The organism is Lentzea sp. CA-135723 (assembly GCF_050936595.1).
Classification (GTDB): domain Bacteria; phylum Actinomycetota; class Actinomycetes; order Mycobacteriales; family Pseudonocardiaceae; genus Lentzea.
In genome coordinates this window covers 7,528,505-7,551,603 of sequence record NZ_JBNJMK010000001.1, presented here as the reverse complement: position 1 = coordinate 7,551,603, position 23,099 = coordinate 7,528,505, and the positions used below count along the sequence as shown (strand labels likewise).

General features: G+C 69.5%; 21 protein-coding genes. 9 read left to right on the top strand and 12 right to left on the bottom strand.

What is annotated here, in order from left to right; genetic code table 11:
• Positions 1-94 precede the first annotated feature (94 nt).
• Positions 95-3,250, bottom strand: coding sequence for a S8 family serine peptidase (locus tag ACQEU1_RS35440; RefSeq protein WP_433210994.1), 3,156 nt, complete (start codon positions 3,248-3,250; stop codon positions 95-97).
• A gap of 266 nt (positions 3,251-3,516) precedes the next feature.
• Here ACQEU1_RS35440 and ACQEU1_RS35435 point away from each other — a divergent pair, with 266 nt between their 5' ends.
• Positions 3,517-5,022 carry a M48 family metalloprotease gene (locus tag ACQEU1_RS35435; RefSeq protein WP_433210992.1) on the top strand — a complete coding sequence of 502 codons (1,506 nt, stop codon included), beginning with the start codon at positions 3,517-3,519 and terminating at the stop codon, positions 5,020-5,022.
• Between the two features lie 32 nt (positions 5,023-5,054).
• Positions 5,055-6,152 (top strand): DUF4034 domain-containing protein, encoded by a 1,098-nt coding sequence (locus tag ACQEU1_RS35430; RefSeq protein WP_433210990.1) that lies wholly within the window; start codon positions 5,055-5,057, stop codon positions 6,150-6,152.
• Positions 6,153-6,699: 547 nt separating this feature from the next.
• Here ACQEU1_RS35430 and ACQEU1_RS35425 read toward each other — a convergent pair.
• The 3 genes from ACQEU1_RS35425 to ACQEU1_RS35415 form a co-directional block, all read right to left on the bottom strand.
• The gene (locus tag ACQEU1_RS35425; protein WP_433210988.1) at positions 6,700-7,359 is read right to left on the bottom strand and encodes a hypothetical protein; all 660 of its coding nucleotides are present in this window, start codon (positions 7,357-7,359) and stop codon (positions 6,700-6,702) included.
• Between the two features lie 85 nt (positions 7,360-7,444).
• A complete protein-coding gene (locus ACQEU1_RS35420) occupies positions 7,445-8,719 on the bottom strand; it encodes a DNA polymerase IV (protein WP_433210986.1) in 1,275 nt (424 codons plus the stop codon).
• 35 nt (positions 8,720-8,754) lie between these two features.
• The gene (locus ACQEU1_RS35415) at positions 8,755-9,852 is read right to left on the bottom strand and encodes an amidohydrolase family protein (RefSeq protein WP_433210984.1); all 1,098 of its coding nucleotides are present in this window, start codon (positions 9,850-9,852) and stop codon (positions 8,755-8,757) included.
• Positions 9,853-9,864: 12 nt separating this feature from the next.
• On the opposite strand from ACQEU1_RS35415, the gene ACQEU1_RS35410 reads away from it, so the two are divergent.
• Entirely contained in the window at positions 9,865-11,175 is a 1,311-nt protein-coding gene (locus ACQEU1_RS35410; protein ID WP_433210982.1) for a glutamine synthetase, read from the top strand.
• Here the strand turns inward: ACQEU1_RS35410 and ACQEU1_RS35405 are convergent.
• From ACQEU1_RS35405 to ACQEU1_RS35380, 6 genes are all read right to left on the bottom strand, one after another.
• Positions 11,156-11,773, bottom strand: coding sequence for a sigma-70 family RNA polymerase sigma factor (locus tag ACQEU1_RS35405; RefSeq protein ID WP_433211986.1), 618 nt, complete (start codon positions 11,771-11,773; stop codon positions 11,156-11,158). The two genes, ACQEU1_RS35410 and ACQEU1_RS35405, sit on opposite strands and share 20 nt — an antisense overlap.
• A 107-nt stretch (positions 11,774-11,880) precedes the next feature.
• The gene (locus ACQEU1_RS35400; protein ID WP_433210980.1) at positions 11,881-12,558 is read right to left on the bottom strand and encodes an RNA polymerase sigma factor; all 678 of its coding nucleotides are present in this window, start codon (positions 12,556-12,558) and stop codon (positions 11,881-11,883) included.
• A gap of 104 nt (positions 12,559-12,662) precedes the next feature.
• On the bottom strand, positions 12,663-13,229 hold the full coding sequence (locus ACQEU1_RS35395; RefSeq protein ID WP_433210978.1) for a sigma-70 family RNA polymerase sigma factor: 567 nt from the start codon (positions 13,227-13,229) through the stop codon (positions 12,663-12,665).
• Positions 13,230-13,314: 85 nt separating this feature from the next.
• Entirely contained in the window at positions 13,315-14,031 is a 717-nt protein-coding gene (locus ACQEU1_RS35390; RefSeq protein ID WP_433210976.1) for a methyltransferase domain-containing protein, read from the bottom strand.
• Positions 14,028-14,597 (bottom strand): sigma-70 family RNA polymerase sigma factor, encoded by a 570-nt coding sequence (locus tag ACQEU1_RS35385; RefSeq protein ID WP_433210974.1) that lies wholly within the window; start codon positions 14,595-14,597, stop codon positions 14,028-14,030. The genes ACQEU1_RS35390 and ACQEU1_RS35385 overlap by 4 nt, the downstream gene beginning before the upstream one ends.
• Before the next feature lie 100 nt (positions 14,598-14,697).
• The gene (locus tag ACQEU1_RS35380) at positions 14,698-15,417 is read right to left on the bottom strand and encodes a class I SAM-dependent methyltransferase (RefSeq protein ID WP_433210972.1); all 720 of its coding nucleotides are present in this window, start codon (positions 15,415-15,417) and stop codon (positions 14,698-14,700) included.
• Between the two features lie 33 nt (positions 15,418-15,450).
• Here ACQEU1_RS35380 and ACQEU1_RS35375 point away from each other — a divergent pair, with 33 nt between their 5' ends.
• The 6 genes from ACQEU1_RS35375 to ACQEU1_RS35350 are packed head-to-tail and all read left to right on the top strand — an operon-like array spanning position 15,451 to position 20,453.
• On the top strand, positions 15,451-16,296 hold the full coding sequence (locus ACQEU1_RS35375; protein ID WP_285638866.1) for a ParA family protein: 846 nt from the start codon (positions 15,451-15,453) through the stop codon (positions 16,294-16,296).
• Entirely contained in the window at positions 16,289-17,050 is a 762-nt protein-coding gene (locus ACQEU1_RS35370) for a DNA-formamidopyrimidine glycosylase family protein (protein ID WP_433210970.1), read from the top strand. The genes ACQEU1_RS35375 and ACQEU1_RS35370 overlap by 8 nt, the downstream gene beginning before the upstream one ends.
• A 32-nt stretch (positions 17,051-17,082) precedes the next feature.
• Positions 17,083-18,321 carry a cytochrome P450 family protein gene (locus ACQEU1_RS35365; protein ID WP_433210968.1) on the top strand — a complete coding sequence of 413 codons (1,239 nt, stop codon included), beginning with the start codon at positions 17,083-17,085 and terminating at the stop codon, positions 18,319-18,321.
• A gap of 42 nt (positions 18,322-18,363) precedes the next feature.
• On the top strand, positions 18,364-18,915 hold the full coding sequence (locus ACQEU1_RS35360; RefSeq protein WP_433210966.1) for an RNA polymerase sigma factor: 552 nt from the start codon (positions 18,364-18,366) through the stop codon (positions 18,913-18,915).
• Positions 18,915-19,433 carry a hypothetical protein gene (locus ACQEU1_RS35355; RefSeq protein ID WP_433210964.1) on the top strand — a complete coding sequence of 173 codons (519 nt, stop codon included), beginning with the start codon at positions 18,915-18,917 and terminating at the stop codon, positions 19,431-19,433. Before ACQEU1_RS35360 ends, ACQEU1_RS35355 begins: the two co-directional genes overlap by 1 nt.
• Positions 19,434-19,475: 42 nt before the next feature.
• A complete protein-coding gene (locus ACQEU1_RS35350; protein WP_433210962.1) occupies positions 19,476-20,453 on the top strand; it encodes a quinone-dependent dihydroorotate dehydrogenase in 978 nt (325 codons plus the stop codon).
• On the opposite strand, the gene ACQEU1_RS35345 is transcribed toward ACQEU1_RS35350, so the two are convergent.
• Positions 20,434-21,648 (bottom strand): glycosyltransferase, encoded by a 1,215-nt coding sequence (locus tag ACQEU1_RS35345; RefSeq protein ID WP_433210960.1) that lies wholly within the window; start codon positions 21,646-21,648, stop codon positions 20,434-20,436. The two genes, ACQEU1_RS35350 and ACQEU1_RS35345, sit on opposite strands and share 20 nt — an antisense overlap.
• A gap of 172 nt (positions 21,649-21,820) precedes the next feature.
• Positions 21,821-23,005: a uracil-xanthine permease family protein gene (locus tag ACQEU1_RS35340; protein ID WP_433210958.1), complete on the bottom strand. Its 1,185-nt coding sequence runs from the start codon at positions 23,003-23,005 to the stop codon at positions 21,821-21,823.
• Between the last annotated feature and the right edge of the window lie 94 nt (positions 23,006-23,099).

The window sequence follows — 23,099 nt, the reverse complement described above, 5'->3', positions numbered from 1 at the left end:
TCCGATGCTACTCAGCGGGTCTGACAGTTCTGGGTCAGTCAGGCGGGTCTGACAGTTCTGGGTCAGTCAGGCGGGTCTCGCCAGGCCGCGCAGATCAGCTTGCGATCTTGTAGGCCCGGATGATGGTCGACTCACCCGTGTTGCCTGCCGCGTCCGTGGTCTTGGCACGCAGCGAGGCGAACTTGGCGTTCTTCGGGTGGTGCAGGAGCAGCCTGTCGCCGACGACCTGCGCCTGCTTCCAGGTGGCGCCGTCGTCATAGGAGACCTCGACGGTGAGGCGCCTGACCTTCGGCGTGTTCGCCGCCTGCTCGACCTTGAGCGGGACGATCTGGACGCGGCCGTGCGCGGTGTCCTCGTCGTCGAGCTTCGGCAGGTAGCGGACGACGGTGAGCGGCAGGGTCGTGATGTCGTTGGTGTGCTTGGACTTGAAGGTCCAGGCGCCGCTCACCCTGGTGGACAGCTCGGCGTCGCGGCTGTGCTCGATCTCCGCGCGGTAGGTGCCCTCCTCGGCCGGCACGTCGAAGAGGGCGGTCGGGGTGTTCTGCTCACCCACCTTGGAACCGTTGCGCGACAACGTGGTCTTGGCCGTGCCGCCGTTGACCCTGCCCGCGCCGCCGTTGTTGTCGGTGAAGAGCGGGACGAAGACGGCGATCTGGTCCTCCAGCCTCGCGAGGCCGAAGCGGGGCGCTTCCGGGACCGACGGGCCGAGGATCGCGGCGCCGAAGGCCTGCTCGTACTTCTTGCCTCCCCGGTAGGAACGGCTGGGCGTCTCGGTCGAGTACTCGTTGTTGTTGTCCGGGCCGACCCGGTCGTAGATCCAGCTCCACTTGCCGGTGGCGGTCGTGACGAGGTCGACCGCGTGGCCGCCCTCGGGGACCGGGGTGAACCAGGCGAAGCCACCGCTGCCGTCGACCGGGTGCGGCATGACGGCGACGCCGTGCTGCCGGCCCTCCCCCGCCGGGCGGAAGCCCGTCCTCACCTCGGCGAGGTCGCTCGCCCCGGCGGTGCGTTCGAAGCCGGTCGGCAGGCTCTTCTCGGTGTACATCATGCGGTAGCTGACCGGCGTCCGGTCGTCGCGCGGCGTGCCCTTGGCCTGCTCGGCGATGGTCGCCGAGAAGCCCTGCGGTGACGGTCCGATCTGGGCCGTGTACGCCTGGCCCGCGAGACCGTCGAAGAACGCCCAGCCGTGACCGAACGGCCTGCCCGCGACCTGGGCGCTGTAGCCGATCGTGCCGATCATGCCCTGGGACGCCGCGTCCGGGGTCTTCAACGCGACCGGCTTGGCCAGGCGCGTGTCGATCGTGATCGACCCCTTGCCGCTCACCACGAACTTCGGCCGCACCACAAAGGCGACCTTGAAGTCCGTGCTGATCACGGAGGTGTCCACGAGGTACTCGCCCTTGGGCAGGCGGACGTTCCTGCCCGACCCCGGATAGCTCCTGCCGGTCTGGGAGTTGACGAACACGGTGCTCTGGTCCTCGGCCGGGTTGCCGTCGGCGCCGAGCACCGCGACCGCGATGTCGTAGCTCTCGACCTCGCGGTTGACGCTCACCAGCGTGCGCAGGCCGTTCGACGCGACGACCGCGCCGCTGTAGGCACCGTCCGCCGCGGTGACCCTGGTGTCAGCCGTGATCGTGGCCTTGGCCTCGCCACCGGCGGGGACCGTGATCTTCGCCGGGGACACCGCGAACAGACCCGCCGGAGCGGGCTTGCCGTCCGGTCCCTTGACGTCCGCGCTCAGGTCGAGCGTGACCGGCTCGGCGCCGGGATTGCGGTAGGTGACCTCGCGGACGACCTTCTCGTCGTCCTCGTGCGGCCACTGCTGCACCCCGAAGTTGATGTTCGCCGGCTCGGCGACCACCTGCTGCGCCAGCATCTTCGGCACGTCGACCCGGCCCGCGCCCTGGTCGAACGCCGTCAACGACGGGTTCGCCCTGGCGGACGCCATGATCGTCGCCTTGAGCCGCGCACCGGACCAGTCCGGGTGCTGCTGCTTGAGCAGCGCAACGACACCCGCGACGTGCGGCGTCGCCATCGACGTGCCGTCCATCGCGACGTGCCCCTGCGTACCGGCCTCGGCCGCCACGATGCCGATACCCGGCGCCGTCACGTCCGGCTTCACCGCGCCGTCCGCGGCCGGGCCACGGCTGGAGAACGACGCGATGGCGTCGTTGCGGTCCACCGCGCCCACGGTCAGCGCGGACTCGGCACTGCCGGGCGACCCGATCGTCTCCGGACGCCCGGAGTTGCCCGCCGCGACGACGAACAGCACGCCGTGCTCCCGGGAGATCCGGTTGAGCGCCTCCTCGATCGGGTCGATCTCGGGGGTGTCCCCGCCGCCCAGGCTCATGTTGACGACCTGCGCGCCCTGGTCCGCCGCCCACTGCATGCCCGCGAGGATCGCCGAGTCGGGGCAACCGCCGGGCTGGCAGACCTTGCCGTCGAGGATCTCCGCGTCCGGCGCGACACCGCGGTACTTCTCGCCCTTGCTGGCGATCGTCGACGCGACGTGCGTGCCGTGCCCGACCTCGTCGGTGTTGTCCGGCGAGTCCGTGAAGTTCTTCTCGGCGACCTGCTTGCCCTGCAGGTCCGGGTGCTTCTCGTCGACGCCCGTGTCGAGCACCGCGACCTTCACGCCCTTGCCCGTGACACCTGCCTGCCACGCCTCGGGCGCACCGATCTGCCTGGTGCTGCGGTCGAGCGACACCTCGCGAACGCCGTCGAGCCACACCTTCTCCACCGCGCCACCGCGCAGCGACTCCCAGGCGCTGCCCGACTTCGCGGCCGTGCCCGTCACCAGCCCGGCCACCTGCTCCGCCGACGCCAGCGCCGTGACACCCGATCGCGCGCCCGCCGCCGGCCGCACGATCAGAGGAACGGTGCCGCGCCGCGCGTCGTCGTAGCCGAAGTCGGCCATCGCCGTCACGTCGAACAACCGCGGGTCGAGCTTTCCGTTGTCCACCAACGCGATCGCGTCCGCGGGCACCACGTGCTGGTGCCCGTCACGCGTGAAGGTGCGCACCGGGATCCTGCCCCTGCCCGGCCCCGGCACGACCCGCACGACGCGGTCGCCCGCCAGTTCCACGCGGTCGCCGGTGATCAGCGTGACCCTGCGATCCCCTTGCCCCTGCTGGGACTCCTGCGCGTGCGCGACCGCCGTCGTCCCCGCGGCCGTTCCCGCGGTGACGAGCCCTGCCGACAGCGCGAGCGCGGTGATCCCCCTGCGGGCACCTCGCTGTCCTGCTCTCACTGGTACCTCCAGTGCTCGATGAGGTGTTGCACCAGTGACCGTAGGGACACCGAGCGTCACCCACCTCCGCCTGAAGGCCGGAGCCGCGCACGGGGATGTCATCCCGCAGCGGTACGAGGTCTGGCCGATCGGCTGGTTGACACCTCCTCGTTCGTTTGGACTCATCCGCCATTTCGGGATTGAGTCGTGACCCTGCTTTCATGCACACTTCGTGCTGCCGTCATCTGGGGGCGGCACCGGGGGCTTGGGGGAAGGTCGCTCTACTCATGCGTGTTTCGTTTCGTGCTGCCATCTCGGTGGCGCTGCTCGTCGGTTTCTACGTCCTCGCCTTCGGGTTGATCGCGGGCCTGCTGGCCCTGGAGACGTACGCCCTGATCGAAAGGCCGTTCGTCGGCCTGAAGTTCGCGTTCCTCGTCGTGCCCGTCGTGTACGCGATCGGCAAGGGCCTGCTCTCGCTCGACCGCCGCGTCCGCGCCGAGGTCCCCGGCCTCCTCGTCACGCCCGAGGAGCAGCCCGACCTCTGGAACCTGGTGCGCCGCCTGGCATCCGAGGCCGGCACCCGCCCGCCGGACGAGATCAGGATTCTCGCCGCGGTGAACGCCGGCGTCTCCGAGGACACCCGCTTCCTGGGCCTGCGCGTGCTGAAGCGCCGCATGTTCATCGGTGCGCCGCTGCTCACCTCCTTGACCGAGAAGCAACTCATCTCCGTGCTCGCCCACGAGCTCGGGCACTACGCCAACAAGGACACGCGCCTGGCCGGTGTGGTGGTCTCCGGCCGTGACGCGATGCTGCGCGCCGGTTCCCACATGAACACCGAGAAGTGGTTCCAGCGCATGATCGCGAAGCTGTTCCGCGGCTACGCCAAGCTGTACCTCCGCGTCTCGCAGGCCATCAGCCGGCGCCAGGAGTTCGCCGCCGACCGCTTCTCCGCCACCCTCGCGGGCTCGTCCGCCGCCGCGTCCGCACTGCGCGAACTGCCGGTGATCGACGCCGCGTGGGACCTCTTCACCGAACGCCACCTGACCGTCGCGTGGGAGCTCGGCTACCTGCCCACAACGTTCTTCGACGGCTTCGCCCGCCTGCGCGCCGCCCCCGAGCTCCACGAGGAGCTGGAGGAGATCCGCCAGAACCCGCACGACCCCGACCGCGGCCCGTACGACTCGCACCCGCCGTTGAAGGACCGCATCGACGCCATCGAGACCATGGCCCTGGAACCGGAGTCGGGCTGGGGCGACCGCCCGGCGCTGGACCTGCTCGCCGACCCGATGCCGTTGCTCGACGCCGCCGTGCTCGACACGCTCGTCGCCGACGCCACGACGAAGGAACGCGTCGACTGGGCCACGCTCGGCCACATCGGCGCACGCGCCCGAGTCGTCCGCGGCACCCAGCGCCTGCTGGAGAAGACCGCCGAGCTGACCGGCAAGCAGCCGTCACTCACGACCGTGCTCGACGCCCTGGACGCGGGCCACCTCGCCGACCTCGGCACTCACGTGCCGGGCGACCGCGAGGCAGGAGCCCGCGCCCGCCGCGAGATGGCGCGCGGCGAGGTGCTGCCGGAGCTGTCCGCGTTGGTGGCACTGGCCTTCTCCGACGCGGGCCTCGCCCGCTGGGAACTCGACTGGCTGGGACGAACCACGTTCGTCACCTCCTCTCACGACTTCGACATGGCCGAACACCTGGACGCCGCGGTCTCCGACCACGGCAGCACCGCAGGCCTGCGCACCGCTCTGGTGAACGCGGGTGTCGCCCCCGACTACCGACCCGCGCGCTGACGCTCGCTCTTCGTTTCTGGAGAAACCCTGTGGTGCTCTCACTTCTCTTCAAGCCCAAGGAACTCGTCCGCGTGATCCGCCTCATCCGCGAGGCGAAGCGCCGCGGCGTGGACGTCGACGACCTCCCCACCGACGTCGTGGCCTCCTTCGTGCTGCCCAAGACCCACCCCGAGCGCTACGGCCTGGTCCCCGACGACGAGGTGACCACCACCTCCCCCATCGCCGACCTCGCCCTCGCCGCCGTGAAGGACGACGTCCGAGCCGGCAACTGGGAGAACGCCGCCGACCTGGTCGCCGCCACCGACGGCGACTGGGACCGCCGCGACCGGGTCGTCCGGGCCCTGGCCGACCTCGCCGCCAAGGACGACGCCTGGATGCGGGCCTGGATCGAGGCCCGCCCCGGCGACCCGCACTGGATCGTCGTGCACTCCCGCTCACTCGTGGCGCTGGCGTGGGAGATCCGCGGCAGCGCCAGCGCCTCCGAGACCACCCGCGAACAGTTCGACGGCTTCCACCGCGTCCTGTTCGAGGCGCGCGAGGCAGCCACCATCGCCGCCTCGGTCCTGCCCGACGACCCCACGCCGTGGAGCACGTTGCTGACGCTCGGCCGCGGCCTGCAGGTGGACAACGACGAGTTCCGCGCGATCTGGGCCGAACTCGTCGCGCGCGACCCGTTGCACCACTCGGCGCACACCCAGGCCCTGCAGTACTGGTGCCGCAAGTGGTTCGGATCGGACGTCCTGGCGCTGGAGTTCGCCTTGGAGGCAGCGGCCAAGGCGCCGAAGTTCCTCGGGCTGCCTCTGCAGGCCGCGTACGAGGCCGACAACTCCTCGTCGAACATGTGGAAGGACCCTTCGGTCGTGCGGTCCCTTGACGCGTTGCTGGACCGGCTGGCGGATGAGGGAGCGGACACGCACGCGCTGCGGAACGACCGGGGGTATGCGATCTTTGGGCTGATGCAGTCGGGGCGGTTCGAGGAGGCCGTGGGGCAGTTCCGGGCTTTGGGGGCGCTGGCGGATGCCGGGCCGTGGAACTACTTCGAGGAGCCCCGGTTGTCGTTCTTGAGCGTTCGGGGGAAGGCCGTCGGGGAGATGGCCAAGGGGCGTGGGGTGAAGGCTCCGGTTCGGTAGGGCGGGCTGGGAGTTTGGGGCTGGTGGCGGCCGCCGGTTGAGGTTGGGGTCGGTGTTGGGGCTCGGGTTGTGGGCTGGGCTTGAGGGCTGGGTTGTGGGCTGGGTTGTGGGCTGGGCTTGAGGGTTGGGCTTGCGGGCTGGGCTTGGGTCGGGCGGGCGGCCCGGGGACGTGGGCTGGGCTTCAGGACCGGGCTTGAGGGTTGGGCTTGAGGGTTGGGCTTGGGGTCGGGCGTGCAGCCGGGGACGTGGGCTGGGCTTCAGGGCCGGGTTGCGGGCTGGGCTTGAAGTCGGGCGTGCGGCTGGGGCGTGGGCTGAGTCGGAGCTTGCGTCGCGAGTTGGGGCAGGGGTTGGGCTTGGGTCGCGGCCAAGCTCTGGTGCGAGGCTGGGTTGGGGGCGGCCGGCTTGGGCACGGGCGTGCGCGGGTAGAAAGGCGCTTGGCTTGTGGGTAAGCGGCGCGCGCTCGGGCGAGCGGGGGGTGAGCGGGCGTCTGGGTGGGTAGGTGGTGGCTGGCGCGGCATGCCGTTGTGGGCGTGCGGGCTGGCCTTGGTCAGCTGATTGGTTGTGGGGTTCTGGCTTGCGGGACTGCTGGTGGGCGGCGGGTCAGGGCGGACAGTTCCAGTTGGCGGGCCGGGGAGTCGCCCAGGAGTTTGCGGGCCAGGGTGGTGCCCTTGCGCGGGGCCAGGGCCAGTTCTGCTCTTAGGGCTTGGACGCCTACGTAGTGGGTCACCTCTTCGAGGATCGCCTTGGTGTCCGGGATTGAGCGGGTTCTGCGGATCGCGTCGACCGCCGCGCGTTCCAGCGGGGCTACGTGGAAACCCCTTCTGATGGCCGGTTTGGGCAGGCGGTCTGTTCGTTCCAGGCGCAGGCTGGCGTGGCCCCAGGCCCTCGAGTTGCGCGGGGCGAGGACGTGGATCGCGTCTGCCGTGGGGAGGATTGACCTCATGCCGTGCAGGTAGAGGGCGTCGTAGGCGGTCAGCATGGCTCCCTCGCCCGTGTAGAGGAGGGCTGCCTGGACCAGTTGTTCCCGGGACGGGCCCGCTCTGGAGAGCAGGACCATGTTCGGGAACAGGCGTTGCCAGGGGCCGCCTGGGCGGGAGCGTTGGTCGATCAGGGACGCGGACAGTCCTATGTGGAGCAGGGCTGCCACTGGGGCCACTCGGTGCAGGAAGAGGGTGCCCAGGGTTTCCAGGTCGATGGGGTGGCGCATGGGTTCAGCTTGCGGCAGGGGGCGGGGTGGGGATGCCGGTCAGGCTGAAGTTGTGGACAACTCGCGGGTTGTGGACAGGTTGCGATCATTCGGGCTTCGGTTCGAACTCCGCTGTCCTTTCTGGACTCTCGCGGAGCAGGGACGCCGGGCGCACAGCCAGCGAGCCGAAGCGGGAACGGGCCTGGTCAGCGGCTTGATCGGCTTCGCGCCAGCCTCGTTCTGGCGCGTCGAAGATCAGTTGCTGGGCCGAGTCGGCGTTGTCAAGACCCTCTATTCGGACGCCGATCAGGCGGATGGCTCCGGGTGGGGTCTGGGTGTCCAGGAGCTCCACGGCCACGCGGTAGACCTCCTGGGTCACGTCCGTGGCGACCGGGACGGTGCGGGAGCGGGTGATCGTGGTGAAGTCGGCGAAGCGGACCTTGATCGAGACCGTTCTACCCCGCAAACCCTTGGCGCGCAGGGAACCCGTCGAGCGTTCGGAGAGGCGGAGGAGTTCTCGGCGCAGCAGGGAGCGGTCGGTGATGTCGACCTCGAAGGTCTCCTCGGCGCCGATCGACTTCTCGCGGTGGACCGGGACCACCGCGCGGTCGTCCACGCCGGACGCCAGGGCGTAGAGGTGGTCGGCGAGGGCCGTGCCCACCTTGCGGCGCAGGCGCGGCAGCGGCGTGGCGGCCACGTCGGCCACCGTTTTCAGGCCCAGTTCCTCCAGGCGGGCAGCGGTTTTCGCGCCCACGCCCCACAGCGCCGATACCGGCAGCGGGTGCAGGAACTCCAGGGTCGAAGAAGAAGGCACCACCATCATGCCGTCGGGCTTGCACATGCCTGAGGCGAGCTTCGCCAGGAACTTCGTCGACGCCACGCCCACGGAGCAGGTGACGCCGTGGTCGGCGAACACGCGCGACCTGATCAGCTCACCGACGCCGCCCGGAGTCAGGCCGAGACGGCGAAGGGCACCGCCGACGTCGAGGAACGCCTCGTCCAGGGACAGCGGCTCCACCAGCGGGGTGATGTCGCGGAAGATCGCCATGACGCCCCGCGACACCTCCTGGTAGAGGTCGAACTGCGGCGGCAGGTAGACGGCGTGCGGTGCCAGGCGGCGGGCGTGGGCGGTGGGCATCGCGGAACGGACGCCGAACGTGCGGGCCAGGTAGTTCGCGGCGGACACCACGCCACGGCCGCCGAGGCCGCCGACCACCACCGGCACGTTCGCGAGTTCGGGACGTTCGCGGATCTCGACTGACGCGTAGAAGGCGTCCATGTCCACGTGCAGCATCCGGCAGCCCGTGTCGTCGGGCCACACACCGTCGCGCGCACGGAATCGATCGACCAGGCCGCGCGGCAGGCTCGCACTGCGACCCATGAACACCCTCCTCGAACGCCAGTTCGAAACGGATCCTACAGTTTGTACACGCGCGCTGCGTTCTCCGACGCGATGAGACGCGCGATCCGGTGAGCGTCTTCCTCGACAAACGCGTCCATGCGCAGTCCATCGGACAGGAAGTCGGACAACGCGCGCCGGAACAGCAACGCGCCGAGGTAGTACAACTCGGGCAGTGCGAACGCGTCGGAGGAGAAGAGGAACTTGCCGTACGGCACGATCTCCAACGCCTCCGCGAACACCCGTGACGCCTGATGCCCCAGCCCGTGCGTGGCCAGCCCCAGATCGCAGAACACGTGCGGGAACACCTGCGCGAGATACCCGGCCTGCCGATGGAACGGGTAGTTGTGCAACAACAACACCGGCACACCGAGAGACGCCGTCGCACGCAGGAACGGCGTCAGCAACGACGGATCGCACAGGTGCAGATCGATGTCCGAGTCGCCGTACCCGACGTGGAACTGCAACGGCAGCCCGGCGTCCAACGCCTCCCACGCCAGCCAGGCGATCACCACCGGATCCGCCAACCGCCCCGCCGTCCACGAAGAACAAGCCCGGAGGACGTCGGCATCGGAAGGCCGCTCACCCGGCAGCCCGAGCCCGATCCGGTAGGCCGCAACGGACTTCGCCCCCACGGCGTCACCAGAAGCCAGCTCCGCCCGAACCGCGGAAACGAAGTCAGAGGCCGACACGTCCGGGCGCAACGACTCGGCCAACGTCTCCAGCCGCACGATCGAGTGCGCCACTCCCCCGCCCAGCCCGGCCAACTCGGTGCCGGACAACAACAACTCGGGCCGGAACCCGCCGTCCACCAGGAACGTGTGGATCCCCGACGCCATCAGGAACGTCCGCGACACCTCGGCGGTGTGCAACGAGTTCCGCCGTTCGAGGTACGCGTCGGCGGAGGCGTGCCGGGGCAGGTCCAGCAACGGCGCGCACCACCGCCGCACCGCGAACCCCAGCGCCGAGTCGAAGACCGACCCGCCCAGCGGAGAGACCTCATCGGCCTCCAACAACAACGACTCGAACTCCGGCCGTGTGCTGTCCGCGCGCAACACACCATGACAGTGGTGGTCGATCAGCCCGAGTTCGGCGACGAACGGCAAGATGCCCATAACCTTAGGATCGTGGACTCTGCGGAGCGGGACCAGCGGTTCGAGCGGGCGACCGAGCTCTTCGACGGGCTCAACGCGCGGGACGTGAGCGTCGTGGCGCTCACCTGGGTCGACAACAGCGGCATCACCCGCACCAAGTCGGTTCCCCTGCGCAGGCTGGCCCACGCGGCCGCGCACGGCGTGGGCGCCTCACCGGTGTTCGACGTGTTCCTGTTCGACGACTGGATCATCCAGGGCCGGTTCGCGGGCGGCCCGGTCGGCGACCTCCGGCTGCACCCCGACCTCGAGCGCCTCACGCCCCTCGCGGGCCAGCCGGGCTGGGCGTGGGCCCCCGCCGACCGGCACTTCCAGAACGGCGTCGCGTACCCGATGGACCAGCGCCTGCAAGCGCGCAAGGCCGTGACCAGGCTCGCCGAGCACGGCCTCACCGCCCAGGCGGGCTTCGAGATCGAGTGGTGCGCCGGCAAGCAGGGCACCGACGACTGGGTCCCCGCGACCACCGGCGGCGCGTACGGCCACGCCCGCCAGGTCGAGCTGTCCGACTACTGCGTCGACCTCCTCAACGCCCTCGACCAGCAGAACGTCGAGGTCCTCCAGTTCCACCCGGAGTACGCCGCCGGCCAGTTCGAGATCTCCACGGCGCCGGAGGACCCGGTCGGCGCCGCGGACACCGCCGTCCTCGTCAAGGAGACGATCCGCGCCGTCACGATCCGGCACGGCATGCGCCCGTCGTTCTCCCCCAAGGTCATCAACGGCGGCGTCGGCAACGGCGGCCACATGCACGTCAGCCTCTGGCGCGACGGCACGAACCTCTTCGACGGCTTCCAGGACGAGGCGAGGCGGTTCAGCGCCGGCGTCCTCACCCACCTCCGCGCGCTGTGCGCGATCGGCTGCCCGTCGCTCGCGAGCTACCTCAGGCTCGTGCCGAACACGTGGGCCGCTCCGTTCGTGGCGTGGGGCGAGGAGAACCGCGAGACGGCGCTGCGCCTGATCAAGGACAACCTCGAGATCAAGTGCTTCGACCTCACCGCGAACCCGTACCTGGTCGTCGCGGGCGTGCTCGCCGCGGGCCTCGACGGCATCGCCACCGAGGCCGAGCTACCCGAGGGCCTCAACGTCGACCCGGCCCTGCTCGGCACCGTCCAGCGCCTGCCCACGTCGCTGAAAGAAGCCGTCGACGAGTTCGAGAAGGACTCCGTGCTCACCGAGGCGTTCGGCCAGGAGCTCGCCGGCACCATCGCGGACGTCCGGCGCGGCGAGATCGAGCGGTACAAGGACGCCAGCCCCCAGGGCATCGCCAACATCACTCGCTGGCGGCACTGAGCTCCTTGCGCAGCCGCGTGAGCGCCCGGTGCTGAGCCACCCGCACGGCACCGGGCGTGGAGCCGACCGCCTCGGCCGTCTCCTCCGCCGACAACCCCACCATCACCCGCAGCACCACGATCTCGCGCTGCTTCTCCGGCAGCACCTTCAACAGCGCAGCCATCTGGTCCGACAGCTCTCCCTGCATCGCCCGCTGCTCCGGCCCGGCTGCCGTGTCCATCGACTCCGGCAGCTCCGGCACGGCCTCCGCCCGGTTGCGCGAGAAGCTGCGGAACGAGTCCGCCACCTTGTGCGCCGCGATGCCGTAGACGAACGCGAGGAACGGCCGCCCCTGGTCCCGGTACGACGACAGCGACGTCAGCACGGCCAGACAGACGTCCTGCGCAACGTCATCGGCCGACGCGAACGTGCCAACGCGCGCGCGGCAGTAACGCAGGACCAACGGCCTGATGGTGCCCAACAGCCGTTCGACGGCGGCGCGATCACCGGCGACAGCACGCGCAACGTGCTCATCGGCCGACTGCGGGCGACCCGAGTAGTACGAGGGGGCCGGCGGGTCGACCGGCTCCTCGGGCGCGACGGTGGTCCGCTCGACCAACGCGTCGATCGTGCCCCGGGATGCGGAGACCGGCCCACCGACGGATGAGCCCTGCACGGCTTCCGCGGGCACCTTGCGGTGCAGGCCGGGTGAGAACTCCACGCTGATCACCGTTCCTCTTCTGGACGCCGGCGCACGGCAAGGCGCGCGCGCCGGATCCGTCCTTCGACCGCGCGCGGGGTGAGCCGCATCAGCTCACCGATCTCCGCATGCGAGTAGCCCTGGTCAGAAAGGAAGAGCAACCGACGGGTGTCCTCGCTCAGCGCGGCGAACGCGGCGTTCGCGATCTGCTGTTCGATGACGGCGTCCTCAGGGGTTCCCTCGGCCTGTACGTGTTCGAGGGAAGCAAGGGTGTCCACGAGCCGTACGTCCTGCCAGCCGTGCGCACGCGTCTGCCAACGCCGGTAGACGTTGGGAAACGCGAGCACGCACGCGTTGACGAAGTACTCGTTCAACGGCTGGCCGTGCTCAACGGACCATTCGCGCCCGAGCAGTCCCCGGTCGCGGAAGTAGACGAACCCCTCGTACACGGCGTCGCTCGCCAGTTCCTCGGCCTCCTGCGGCGCGATGTCCTGCTTCTGCAGGTACCGGCCGTTCCGCCCGGAGCGGGAGAAGATGGCACCGGACCGCACGAGTTTCGTAACGATCGTGAGGCCGTGCCCGAGAAGCTGACGGTGGAACTGGTCCCAGCGGGCACCGGTCAGCCCCGACTCGCGGAAGTGCTGAACCAGCACCCCGTCGATGCGCAGCCGGTCGGCGGCAAGCGCTGAGTCCGAACTTCCCATGCCCCCTGCGTCCCTATGTCGGCGTCTTCCTGCCCTCTAGGTATGTCGTTTGGGTGCGTTCTCCCCACGCAACCGCTACGACTCGTCACAAATGCAAACGAATGTCACCCGATCGGGACAGCTAACGACGCGATTTCCTTGCGAAGGCGACCGAGCGCACGGTGCTGCGCGACCCGCACGGCGCCCGGCGTCGACCCCACTGCGTCCGCGGTCTCCTCCGCGGACAGACCCACCACGACGCGCAGCACGAGGATCTCCCGCTGCTTGTCGGGCAGCACGTGCAGCAGCCGCCCGAGGGTCCCGTTCAGCTCACCCTGGAGGGCGAAGTCCTCCGGTCCGGCACCACGGACGGCGTAGTCGGGCACCTCGGGCACCGGCTCCGCACGGTTACGAGACAGCGCCCGGTGCGCGTCGGCGACCTTGTGCGCGGCGATGCCGTAGACGAACGCGAGGAACGGTCGTCCTTGCTCCCGATAGTTCGGGAGCGCCGTCAGCACCGCGAGGCAGACCTCCTGCGCGACGTCGTCCGCGGTTGTCGCGGAACGACCCACACGCGCGCGGCAGTACTTCACCACCAGCGGGCGCAGGTAGCGAAGTAGCTGGTCAGTGGCCCTGCGCTCGCCCCGCACAGCCGCACTGACAAGTTCCGCGGTTAACGCTGAACTCTCCATCCGAAGGTTCCCCTCGTCGACGTCCCGTGGAGGAGACGTGCGACGCGTCACTCCTTATGCGGAAAGTAGGGAGAACTTTCAAACGTCACCCGTTCAGAGCAACGAGAAGCGGTTGGTAATAGGCGTGGAGCGACCACTGCACGTAACCGAAACCCGCTCGTTCCGCCAATGCGGTGATTTCGTGACGAGTAATCGCCCAATACCGTGCCTTGCCAACAACGACCCGCCACGACTCGGATTCGTGCAGCCGGAACATCTCCAACTCGTACTGATCGCCGTCCCAATGCCAGAGCTGGAACCACACGACACGACCCGGCCCGACGGACGGAGAAGTCGACAACGGGCGGTCCGCGCGGATCGCGTCGTAGTCGCGCGTAGACAGGATGATCCGACCACCGGGCCTCAGCACGCGACGCATTTCACGCAGCGCCGCGAGCACATCACCGGCTGTCAGCAAATGGGGCAACGCGTTGTCGGCCGCCAGCACCACGTCGAAGGAGCCGTCCGCGAACGGCAACGCCCGCATGTCCGCAGCGAAAGCAGGCACCATGACGCCACGCGCAGACGCCTCCACAACGGCCCGAGAGGCCGCCATAGGGCTTAGATCTGCTCCCACGACCTCGTAGCCGCGCAACGCCAGACCGATCGCCTGTGTGCCGATGCCGCACGCACAGTCGAGGACGCGCGCGCCCGCCGGAACGAACTCCGCGAGCTGCGCCGCCTGCCGCGCCATCGACGCGTCCCAGTCCGGGAACATCAGGTCGTACGTCCCGGACAGGGCGTCGTAGAAGGCGCCGGTCAAATCAGCTCCTCGACCCCCACGGACGTGCGCAGCTTGGCCAGCGCGCGGTGCTGGGCGACCCGCACGGCGCCGGGCGTCGACCCGATGGCCTCGGCGGTCTCCTCCGCCGTCAGCCCGACCACGACGCGCAGCAGCAGGATCTCCCGCTGCTTGTCCGGCAGCAGGCGCAGCAGCCGGCCGAGCCGCACCGACAACGACCCGAGCAGCGCGTTCTCCTCGGGGTCGATCGTGAGCGACGGGCCGTCCGGCACCTCGGCCACGGGCTCGGAACGGTTGCGCGCCGAGACCCGGTGCGCGTCGGCGACCTTGTGCGCGGCGATGCCGTAGACGAACGCCAGGAACGGTCTGCCCTGTTCACGGTAGGTGGGCAGGGCCGTCAGCACGGCCAGGCACACCTCCTGCGCCACGTCGTCAGCCGACGCGTACGCACGTTCATTGCGGCCTACGCGCGCACGGCAGTACCGCGCCACGAGCGGTCGCACGGAGGCCAGCAGTCGTTCGACGGCAGGCCTGTCACCCGCGACGGCCTCGTTGACCAGTGAGGCCAGCAGGTCGGAACTTTCCATCTCGTCGGTCCCTACTTCGGCAGCGGAGGCCATTATCGTTCGCCGCCGCGTCGTTTGGGACCACTCATCAGGGTCATAAATGTCCCGAATGCACAGCGTTTCAGAGGGTCCGGCGAGCCAGCACGTGCAGCCTGGCGGCGACGTCCCGCAGCGGGGACCTGGTTGCGGCAGCCAGTTCCAGTTCCGCGAGAGCGTCGGCGGCACCCGGATTCGCGTCCAGCACGACACCGGGAACCAGGTCAGAAACTACCCCGTGACCTTGCAGGATTTCGACAGCCAGCCCGGCTTCGAGCACAAGTTTCTCCAGCCCGGCCACGTCGAACCGGCGCCGCAGCGGGTCGCGCGTGCCCGCGAGCTGACCCGCGTCGTCGTCCAGCAACCGCCGCGCGTCGACGATCCGGCCGGCGATCGCGCGGTGCAGGATCGCCGCGAAGCGGTTCGCGACCAGCACCGACACCGCTCCGCCGGGAGCCACCGCCGCGGCCAGCGACGCGAGTGCGGCCGGTGCGTCGTCGACGACCTCCAGCAGCCCGTGCGCCAGGACCAGATCGGCCTCACCAGCGGGAACGCCCAGCACGTCGGTGTCGCCCTGCACAGCGTTGATGGTCACGCCTGCCTCGCGCGCGCGAGTGTTCAGCGTCGCCAACGCGTTCGGGGACGGCTCCACGACCGTGACGACACATCCGGCAGCGGCCAGAGGCACGGCCCACACGCCGCTGCCACCACCGACGTCGAGCACACGCGGCGGTTCTCCACCCCTGCGCTCGCGTGCGGCGGCCAATTCCGCGTCGAGCAGCCTCTGTACGGCGTCCGGTCGCATGGCCAACAGCCTAGGAGACCCTAGAGTAGGTGTGTGCATACGGTGTCCGTGCTCAGCCTCAAGGGAGGCGTCGGCAAGACGACGGTGGTGCTCGGCCTGGCCTCTGCCGCCCTCCGCCGTGGTGTCCGCACGTTGGTGATCGATCTCGATCCGCAGTGCAACGCCACGTCGACGCTGGAGCCAGAGGAGTCCAAGGCCAGCATCTACGACGTTCTTCAGGACCCGTCCGAGGAGAACCTGGAACAGGCGATCCGCCCCAGCCGCTGGGGTGACGGCATCGACGTGCTGTCCGGGTCCGAGGACGCCGAGCTGCTGAACCACCCCGATCCGAACGAGTCGCGGCTGCACCGGCTGAAAGACGCGCTGCGCACGTTGCGGGACATGTACGACGAGTTCCCGTACCACCTGGTGCTGCTCGACTGCCCGCCGTCGCTGGGTCAGCTGACGCGCAGCGCGCTGGTGGCGGCCGATCGCGCGTTGCTGGTCACCGAGCCGACGATGTTCGCGGTGGCGGGCGTGCAGCGGGCGTTCGAGGCCGTGCAGAACGAGCGCGAGCAGAACAACGCCGACCTCCAGCCGTTGGGTGTCGTCGTGAACCGCGTGCGGCCGCGTTCGCACGAGCACCAGTTCCGCATCGACGAACTGAGGGACATCTTCGGCCCGTTGGTGATGCCCGTGGCGTTGCCGGACCGTCTGGCCGTGCAGCAGGCACAGGGCGCGTGCATGCCCATCCACGAGTGGGGCACGCCGGGCGCGCGTGAGGTCGCGCTCGCGTTCAACCTGCTGCTCGCCCGCATCCAGCGCATCTCGCGGAGCCGGCGCCGGGCCGTGCACCACGACTTCGACGACGACGAGATCCAAGAGGCGGTGGATGCCTGAGGGCGACACCGTCTTCCTGGCCGGCCACCGCATGCACGAGGCCCTGGCCGGGAAGACGCTGCGGCGCGGCGAGATCCGGCACCCCCGACTGGCCGCGCTCGACCTGGCAGGCCTCGATGTGCTGCGCGTGCGGACGTACGGCAAGCACATGTTCACCCACTTCTCCGACGGCAACAGCCTGCGCAGCCACTTCCGCATGGACGGCTCGTGGCACCTCTACCGTCCGGGCGAGCGCTGGCGCCGTCCCGCGCACCAGGCCCGCGCGGTGTTCGAGGTGGACGACCGGCAGGCGATCGGATTCGCGCTGCACGACCTGGAGTTCGTGCCGACCGCCGAAGAAGATCGATTGATCTCCCACCTCGGACCTGATCTTCTGGCACCTGAGTTCGACGCCGCTGAGGCCGTTCGGCGGTTGACCGCGGATCCTTCCCGGCCGATCGGTCTCGCATTGTTGGACCAGCGCGTGATGGCCGGCGTCGGCAATCTCTACAGAGCGGAAGTTTGTTTCCTGTTGCGCGTTCCGCCGACGGCGCCGGTGTCCGCCGTGGACCCGTCATGTGCGGTTGCGCTGTCCCGGAAGCTCTTGCAGGCCAACCAGTGGCGGCCGGAGCAGAGCACCACGGGAGACCTGCGCGTGCAGCACTACGTTTTCGAACGGACCGGCAAACCCTGTTTGCGTTGCCGCACAAGGGTCCGATCGGACGAGATCGAGGGCAGATTCGTGTACTTCTGCCCAAAATGCCAATCCGGTTGAACCGAGACGCGCTCCCGCCCGTGTCCCCCAATATGGCGGTAAATCTGGATGCGCTGCGCCCCGGCTTCACCGACGACCCCTACGCCGTGCTCAAGAGCCTGCGCGACGCGGGCCCCGTGCACAGGGTCGAGACCTTCGGCGTGCCGATGTGGCTCGTGACCCGCTATCCCGACGTGCGCGCCGCGTTGGACAACCCGCTGCTGTCCTCCCACGGCAGGGCGCTCGCCGAACCCCTGCGCGGCCATCCGCACTTCGCGTCGTGGTGGTTCGGCGACCTGTCGGACCACATGATGAACAGCGACGAGCCCGACCACAGCCGGCTGCGGCGCGCGGTGTCGAGCCAGCTCACGCCCCGGCGCATCGCCGCGCTGCGCCCCCGGATCGAGCAGGTGGCGACGCACCTCGCGGACGGGTTCGCGGACGGCCGGTGCGACCTGATCGCGGACTTCGCGGCCCCGCTGCCGATCACCGTGATCATGGAGCTGCTCGGCGTGCCGTCCGTCGACCAGGAGAACTTCCGCTACTGGGCCGACGTCGTCACGGGCCTCGCGGACGGCGACGCGGTGTCCGCGCGCGAGGAGACCTCGGGTTACCTGCGCGACCTCGTCACGCACAAGCGGACGTCCGGCGACGACGACCTGATCGGCGGCCTGGCGCGCGCGACCGGCGAGACGGCGCTGAGCGACGACGAACTGGCCTCGCTCGCGTTCCTGCTGCTCGTGGCGGGCTACACGACCGCCGTCGACCTGGTCGGCAACGGCGCGCTGGCGTTGCTGCGCAACCCGGAGCAGCTCGAACTGCTCCAGCGCTCCTCGTCGCTGCTGCCCGGCGCGATCGAGGAGTTCCTGCGGTTCGACGGCCCGACCTCGCACCTGCTGCGGTTCGCCACCCGGCCGCTGACCATCGGTGGCGTGCAGATCCCGGCGGGCGACGTCGTGCTGCTGTCGCTCGCGTCGGCCGAGCACGACCCGAACCGCTACCCGCGCGCCGACCAGCTCAACATCGAGCGGGCGGACCGGCAGCACCTGGCGTTCGGGCACGGCATCCACTTCTGCCTGGGCGCGCCGCTGGCCAGGCTGGAGGGCGAGGTGGCGTTCAAGACGCTGCTGTCGCGGTGCGCCGGGCTGGCGCTCGACACGTCCCAGCCGCTCGGGTGGCGGGTGTCGCTCGGGAGCCGCGGGCTGCGGGCGTTGCCGGTGACGTTCCTCGCCAAGCCGAAGATGCCGCTGGACGAGCAGGCGACGATCAAGGTGGCCAAGCCGACGATGTAACGGCGGTGCTCGAAGTCGGCAACCATTGGCGTGAGTCAGCCGATGACAGCACCACGACATCCACCACCAGCGTCGTCCACGCGTGCAGCGCGCGCGTTCGAGGAGCTTTACGAGGCCGAGTTCGACGTCGTCATGGCGTACTTCGCGCGACGTACGTCGGACCCGCAGACGGCCGCCGACCTGACCTCGGACACGTTCGTCGCCGCCATCACGTCGTTCGCGACGTTCGACCGTGCGAAAGGCACGGCGCGAGGCTGGGTTCTCGGCATCGCACGGCGGGTGTTCGCGCAGCACTGCGAGTCCGTCACACGGGGACGGCACGTAGTGGCGCGTATCCGGGGACGACGGGCGTTGGGCGGCGACGAGATCGCCGACCTGGTCGTGCGGATCGACGCGGAACGGGCCGGGCGTGAGCTGATCGCGGCCATGGCCTCGCTGGCCGCCACCGACCGCGAGGTGATCGAGCTCGTGGACCTGGTCGGGATGGCACCGAAGGACGCCGCGAAGGTGCTGGGCATGTCGTCCGGCGCGCTGCGGCTCAGGCTCTTCAGGGCGCGCGGCAAGGTGCGCGCTCTCGCAGACGGGGGACAGTGATGACGACGTTCAAGGACAAGCTGCTCAGCGACCTGATGCGCGAGCACGGTGAGACGGTCGAGGAGGCCCCCACACGGCCCGTGAGGTCCACACGGCCGTTGCTCGTGGCGGCTGGAGCGCTCGTGCTGGCCGGTGTGGCGACCGTGGCGATCGTCAACAACGACTCGCCCGCGTACGCCGTGACGAAGAACGCCGACGGCACGGTCACCGTGACCATCAAGGACATCAAAGGCGTGGACGGGGCCAACGCGAAGCTGCGCGAGTACGGGATCAACGCGAAGGCCGTGCCGATGTCGCGGGACTGCGCGGAGCTGGACGAGAGCAGGATGGACGCGCGCGACTACCGGCTGCCGGACCACGGCGAGGACGGGTCCCTGACGTTCCGGCCGGGCGACCTGCCCGACGGCTACAAGGTGCTGCTGGGCATCTCGAACCTGCCGGACCGCGGCAACGGGCTGGGCTTCACCGGACCGGTCAGGGACCCCGCGCCGAACTGCCTGCGAGAGGTCGGGAACTAGGCGGCACGCGCCCACCCTGAGCTGGCGTTATAGGGTGGGCGCGTGGTTTACAAGCAGGTGGTTCGCAGGGCGTTGTTCGGAATGCACGGCGGCGACGCGGAGCGGGTCCACGAGACCACGCTCGCCGCCATGGAGCGGCTGAGCCCGCTGGCGCGGTTCGCCCGCAACCAGAACAACCCGCGCACCGTCTTCGGCGTCCGCTTCCCGAACCCGGTCGGGCTCGCGGCAGGCCTCGACAAGGACGGGCGCGCGCTGCCGGCGTGGGCCGCGCTGGGGTTCGGGTTCGTCGAGGTCGGCACCGTCACGTGGCACGCGCAGCCGGGCAACCCGAAGCCGCGGCTGTTCCGCCTGCGCGAGGACGAGGCGATCATCAACCGGATGGGCTTCAACAACGCGGGTGCGCAAGCGCTTGCCGCGAAGCTCAACCGCACACCGCTCAAAGCGCCGCTCGGCATCAGCCTCGGCAAGTCCAAAGTCACGCCGGTCGAGGACGCCGTGCAGGACTACCTCGACTCGTTGACCGCGCTCAAGCACCACGGCGACTACTACGCGATCAACGTCAGCTCGCCGAACACGCCCGGTCTGCGCAGCCTCCAGGACAAGGGCGCGCTGACCGAGCTCGTCGCGGCGCTCACCAAGGCCACCGACAAGCCGATGCTGGTCAAGATCGCGCCCGACCTCACCGACGACGCCATCGCCGAGGTCATCCAGGTGTGCGTGGACAACGGCATCAAGGGCCTCATCGCCACGAACACCACGCTCAGCCGTGAGGGCCTTGTCAGCGCGCACAGGTCGGAGACCGGCGGCCTGAGCGGCAGGCCGCTGACCCAGCGCGCGAACGACGTGGTCCGGTTCATCACGAAGAACAGCGACCTGCCGGTGATCGGCGTCGGCGGCATCCGCACCGCCGACGACGCCAAGCGCATGATCGACGCCGGGGCGAGCTTGGTGCAGATCTACACCGGGTTCATCTACGAGGGCCCCGGCCTCGTGTCGCGGATCAACCGGGCACTGAGGTGAGCGTGCGCTCGACGTGTTCCCAGCGGCCGACCGGACGGTAGCCGCGCAGGACCGTGAACAACGAACGCAGCACCGCCACGAAGTCCACGAACACGATCACCATCAGCAGCGGGTAGGCCAACGGCGCCAAGGCCAGCAACGGAGCCTTGGCGCGCCATGGTTCCGTGAGGTCGCCGATGATGGTGAACAGCGCCACGCCCGTGTACACCGAACACAGCAGCAGAATGCCGGTGAACCAACCCGTCTGGAACGTCGCACTGATGACGACGTAGATGAACACGGGCTCGAACAGCACGAGCACCTCGCCCGCCGCCGTGTACGGCAGGTGCACCCACGTGAGCAGACGCGAACACGTACGGCCGAAGAAGAGCGAGCGGTGCTTGTAGAACGCCTGCAAGCGCCCGAACTTCCACCGGAACCGTTGCCGCAGCAGACCCTTCAACGACGGCACGGCCTGCGTGTACGCGATGGCGTCCGCCGCGAAGATGATGCGCCAGTCGTAGTTCCCGCGCATGGACAGGATCTTCATCGAGAAGTCGATGTCCTCGGTCATCGTGTCCGTGTCGAAGTAGCCGCACGCGCGCACGATCGACGTGCGGAACATCGACCCGACACCGCCGATGACGTACTCGCAGTTGAAGACCGTGTACCCCTGCTTGAGCCGGTGCACGACCGCGTACTCCAGCCGTTGCACCCAGCCCAGCGCGCCGCGGTGGTCGGCGATCTTCACGTTGGCCGCCGCGGCGAGCACCATGGGGTCGGCGAAGTGCGCGACCATCTTCGCGACGGCGGTGCGGGACAACGTCGAGTCGGCGTCCAGCACCATCACCAGGCCGTCGCCGACGAGGTGCATGCCGGCGTTGATCGCCGCCGCCTTGCCCGCGTTCTCCTGCGAGACAACGTGAACGCGCTCGCCGAAGCGTTGCAACGCCGCCACCGTGCCGTCCGTGGAACCGTCGTCCACCACGATCACGGACACGTCGTCGTACGAACTGTCCAAAACGGACTGCACCGCCCGTGCGACGCAGAGTTCCTCGTTGTACGCCGGGATCACGACCCACACCGTTGGCGTGTAAGGCAACGGGCGGGAGCGGAACAACGAGAGGTCGTAGAGATCAGCCGCCACCAGGACGACACACACGCGCACCACGCCGACCATCGCCAGCGGCACCATCAACCACGCGAGGGATGTCATCGGCGGTGACGCAGCAGCCGGATGCGTGTGGCGACCAGACTGCCCGCGATGATGGCGCAGGCGAAGAAGAGCACCACGTAGTACGCGGCGACCATGACCGAACTCCCTCCAGTGGACCGAGATCTGGATCGGTCCGAAGTGGAGTCACGAAAACCACACCAACGTGTGGTGGCTAGTTACGGCGTGCAGCCCTGAGCCAGCGCATCACCGGGTGCAGGATCACGACCAGGAGCGAGCCCCACACCATGCCGCCGAGCTCCAGGTCGCCGATCTCGATGGTCAGGTCGCCGACACCGGCCACCAGCGCCGCGCCGCCGACCATCGCGTTCACCGGGCTCGCCAGGTCGACGCCGCGGTCCATCCAGATCCGCACGCCGACCAGCACGATCAGGCCGTAGAGCACGAGCGTGCAGCCGCCCAGCACCCCCGGCGGGATGGTGCCGAACAGCGCGATGGCCTTCGGGGAGAACGCCAGGAGCACCGAGAACACGCCGGCGAACGCGAACGCCGCCGTCGTGTAGACGCGGGTCACGGCCATCACGCCGATGTTCTCGGAGTACGTTGTGGTGCCCGCGCCGCCGCCGAGGCCGGACAACGCGGTCGACAGGCCGTTGGCGATGATCGCGTCGCCCGCGCTGCCGTCGAGGTTGCGGCCGGTCAGCGCGGCGACGGCCTTCACGTGCCCGACGACCTCGGCCACCAGCACGATCACCACGGGCAGCATCAGCAGCACGACCGACGGCCGCAGCTCCGGCTGGTAGAGCCGCGGCAGGCCCACCCAGGCCGCGTCGCGCAGCTCGGCGATCCTGGCGGACGGCACGGCGCCGAACGCGAGGCCGCCCATCCAGACCGCCACGAAGCCGATCAGGACCGAGAACCGGAACACCAGGCCTCGGCCCAGCACGCCCGCCAGCAGGATCACCACGGTCGTCAGGCCGGCCAGCAACGGCTGTTCGCCGAAGTTCGAGGTGGCCTGCCGCGAGAGATTCAGGCCGATGAGGATCACGACGGCACCGGTGACGACCGGCGGCATGACCGACTCCAGCAGCCGCACGCCGAGCGCCTTGACCGCGATGCCGACGACGATCACCAGCAGGCCGGCGGCGACGACCCCGCCGAGCTGGGCGGCGATGCCCTGCTCGCGGGCGGCGATCAGGGGCGCGACGAAGGCGAACGACGAGCCGAGGTAGCTCGGGACGCGGTTCTTGGTGATCACCAGGAACAGCAGCGTGCCGAGGCCGGAGAACAGCAGCGTGGTGGCGACGGGGAGACCGGTGGCGGTGGGCACGATCACCGTGGCGCCGAACATGGCGACGAGGTGCTGCACTCCGAACCCGATGGTGAGCGGCCAGCTCACCCTCTCCTGGGGCGCGACGGTTTCACTGTCGGTGATCCGACCGTCCCCGTGCACGGTCCACAACGCCAACGCACTGCCTCCCGGCAATTCAGCC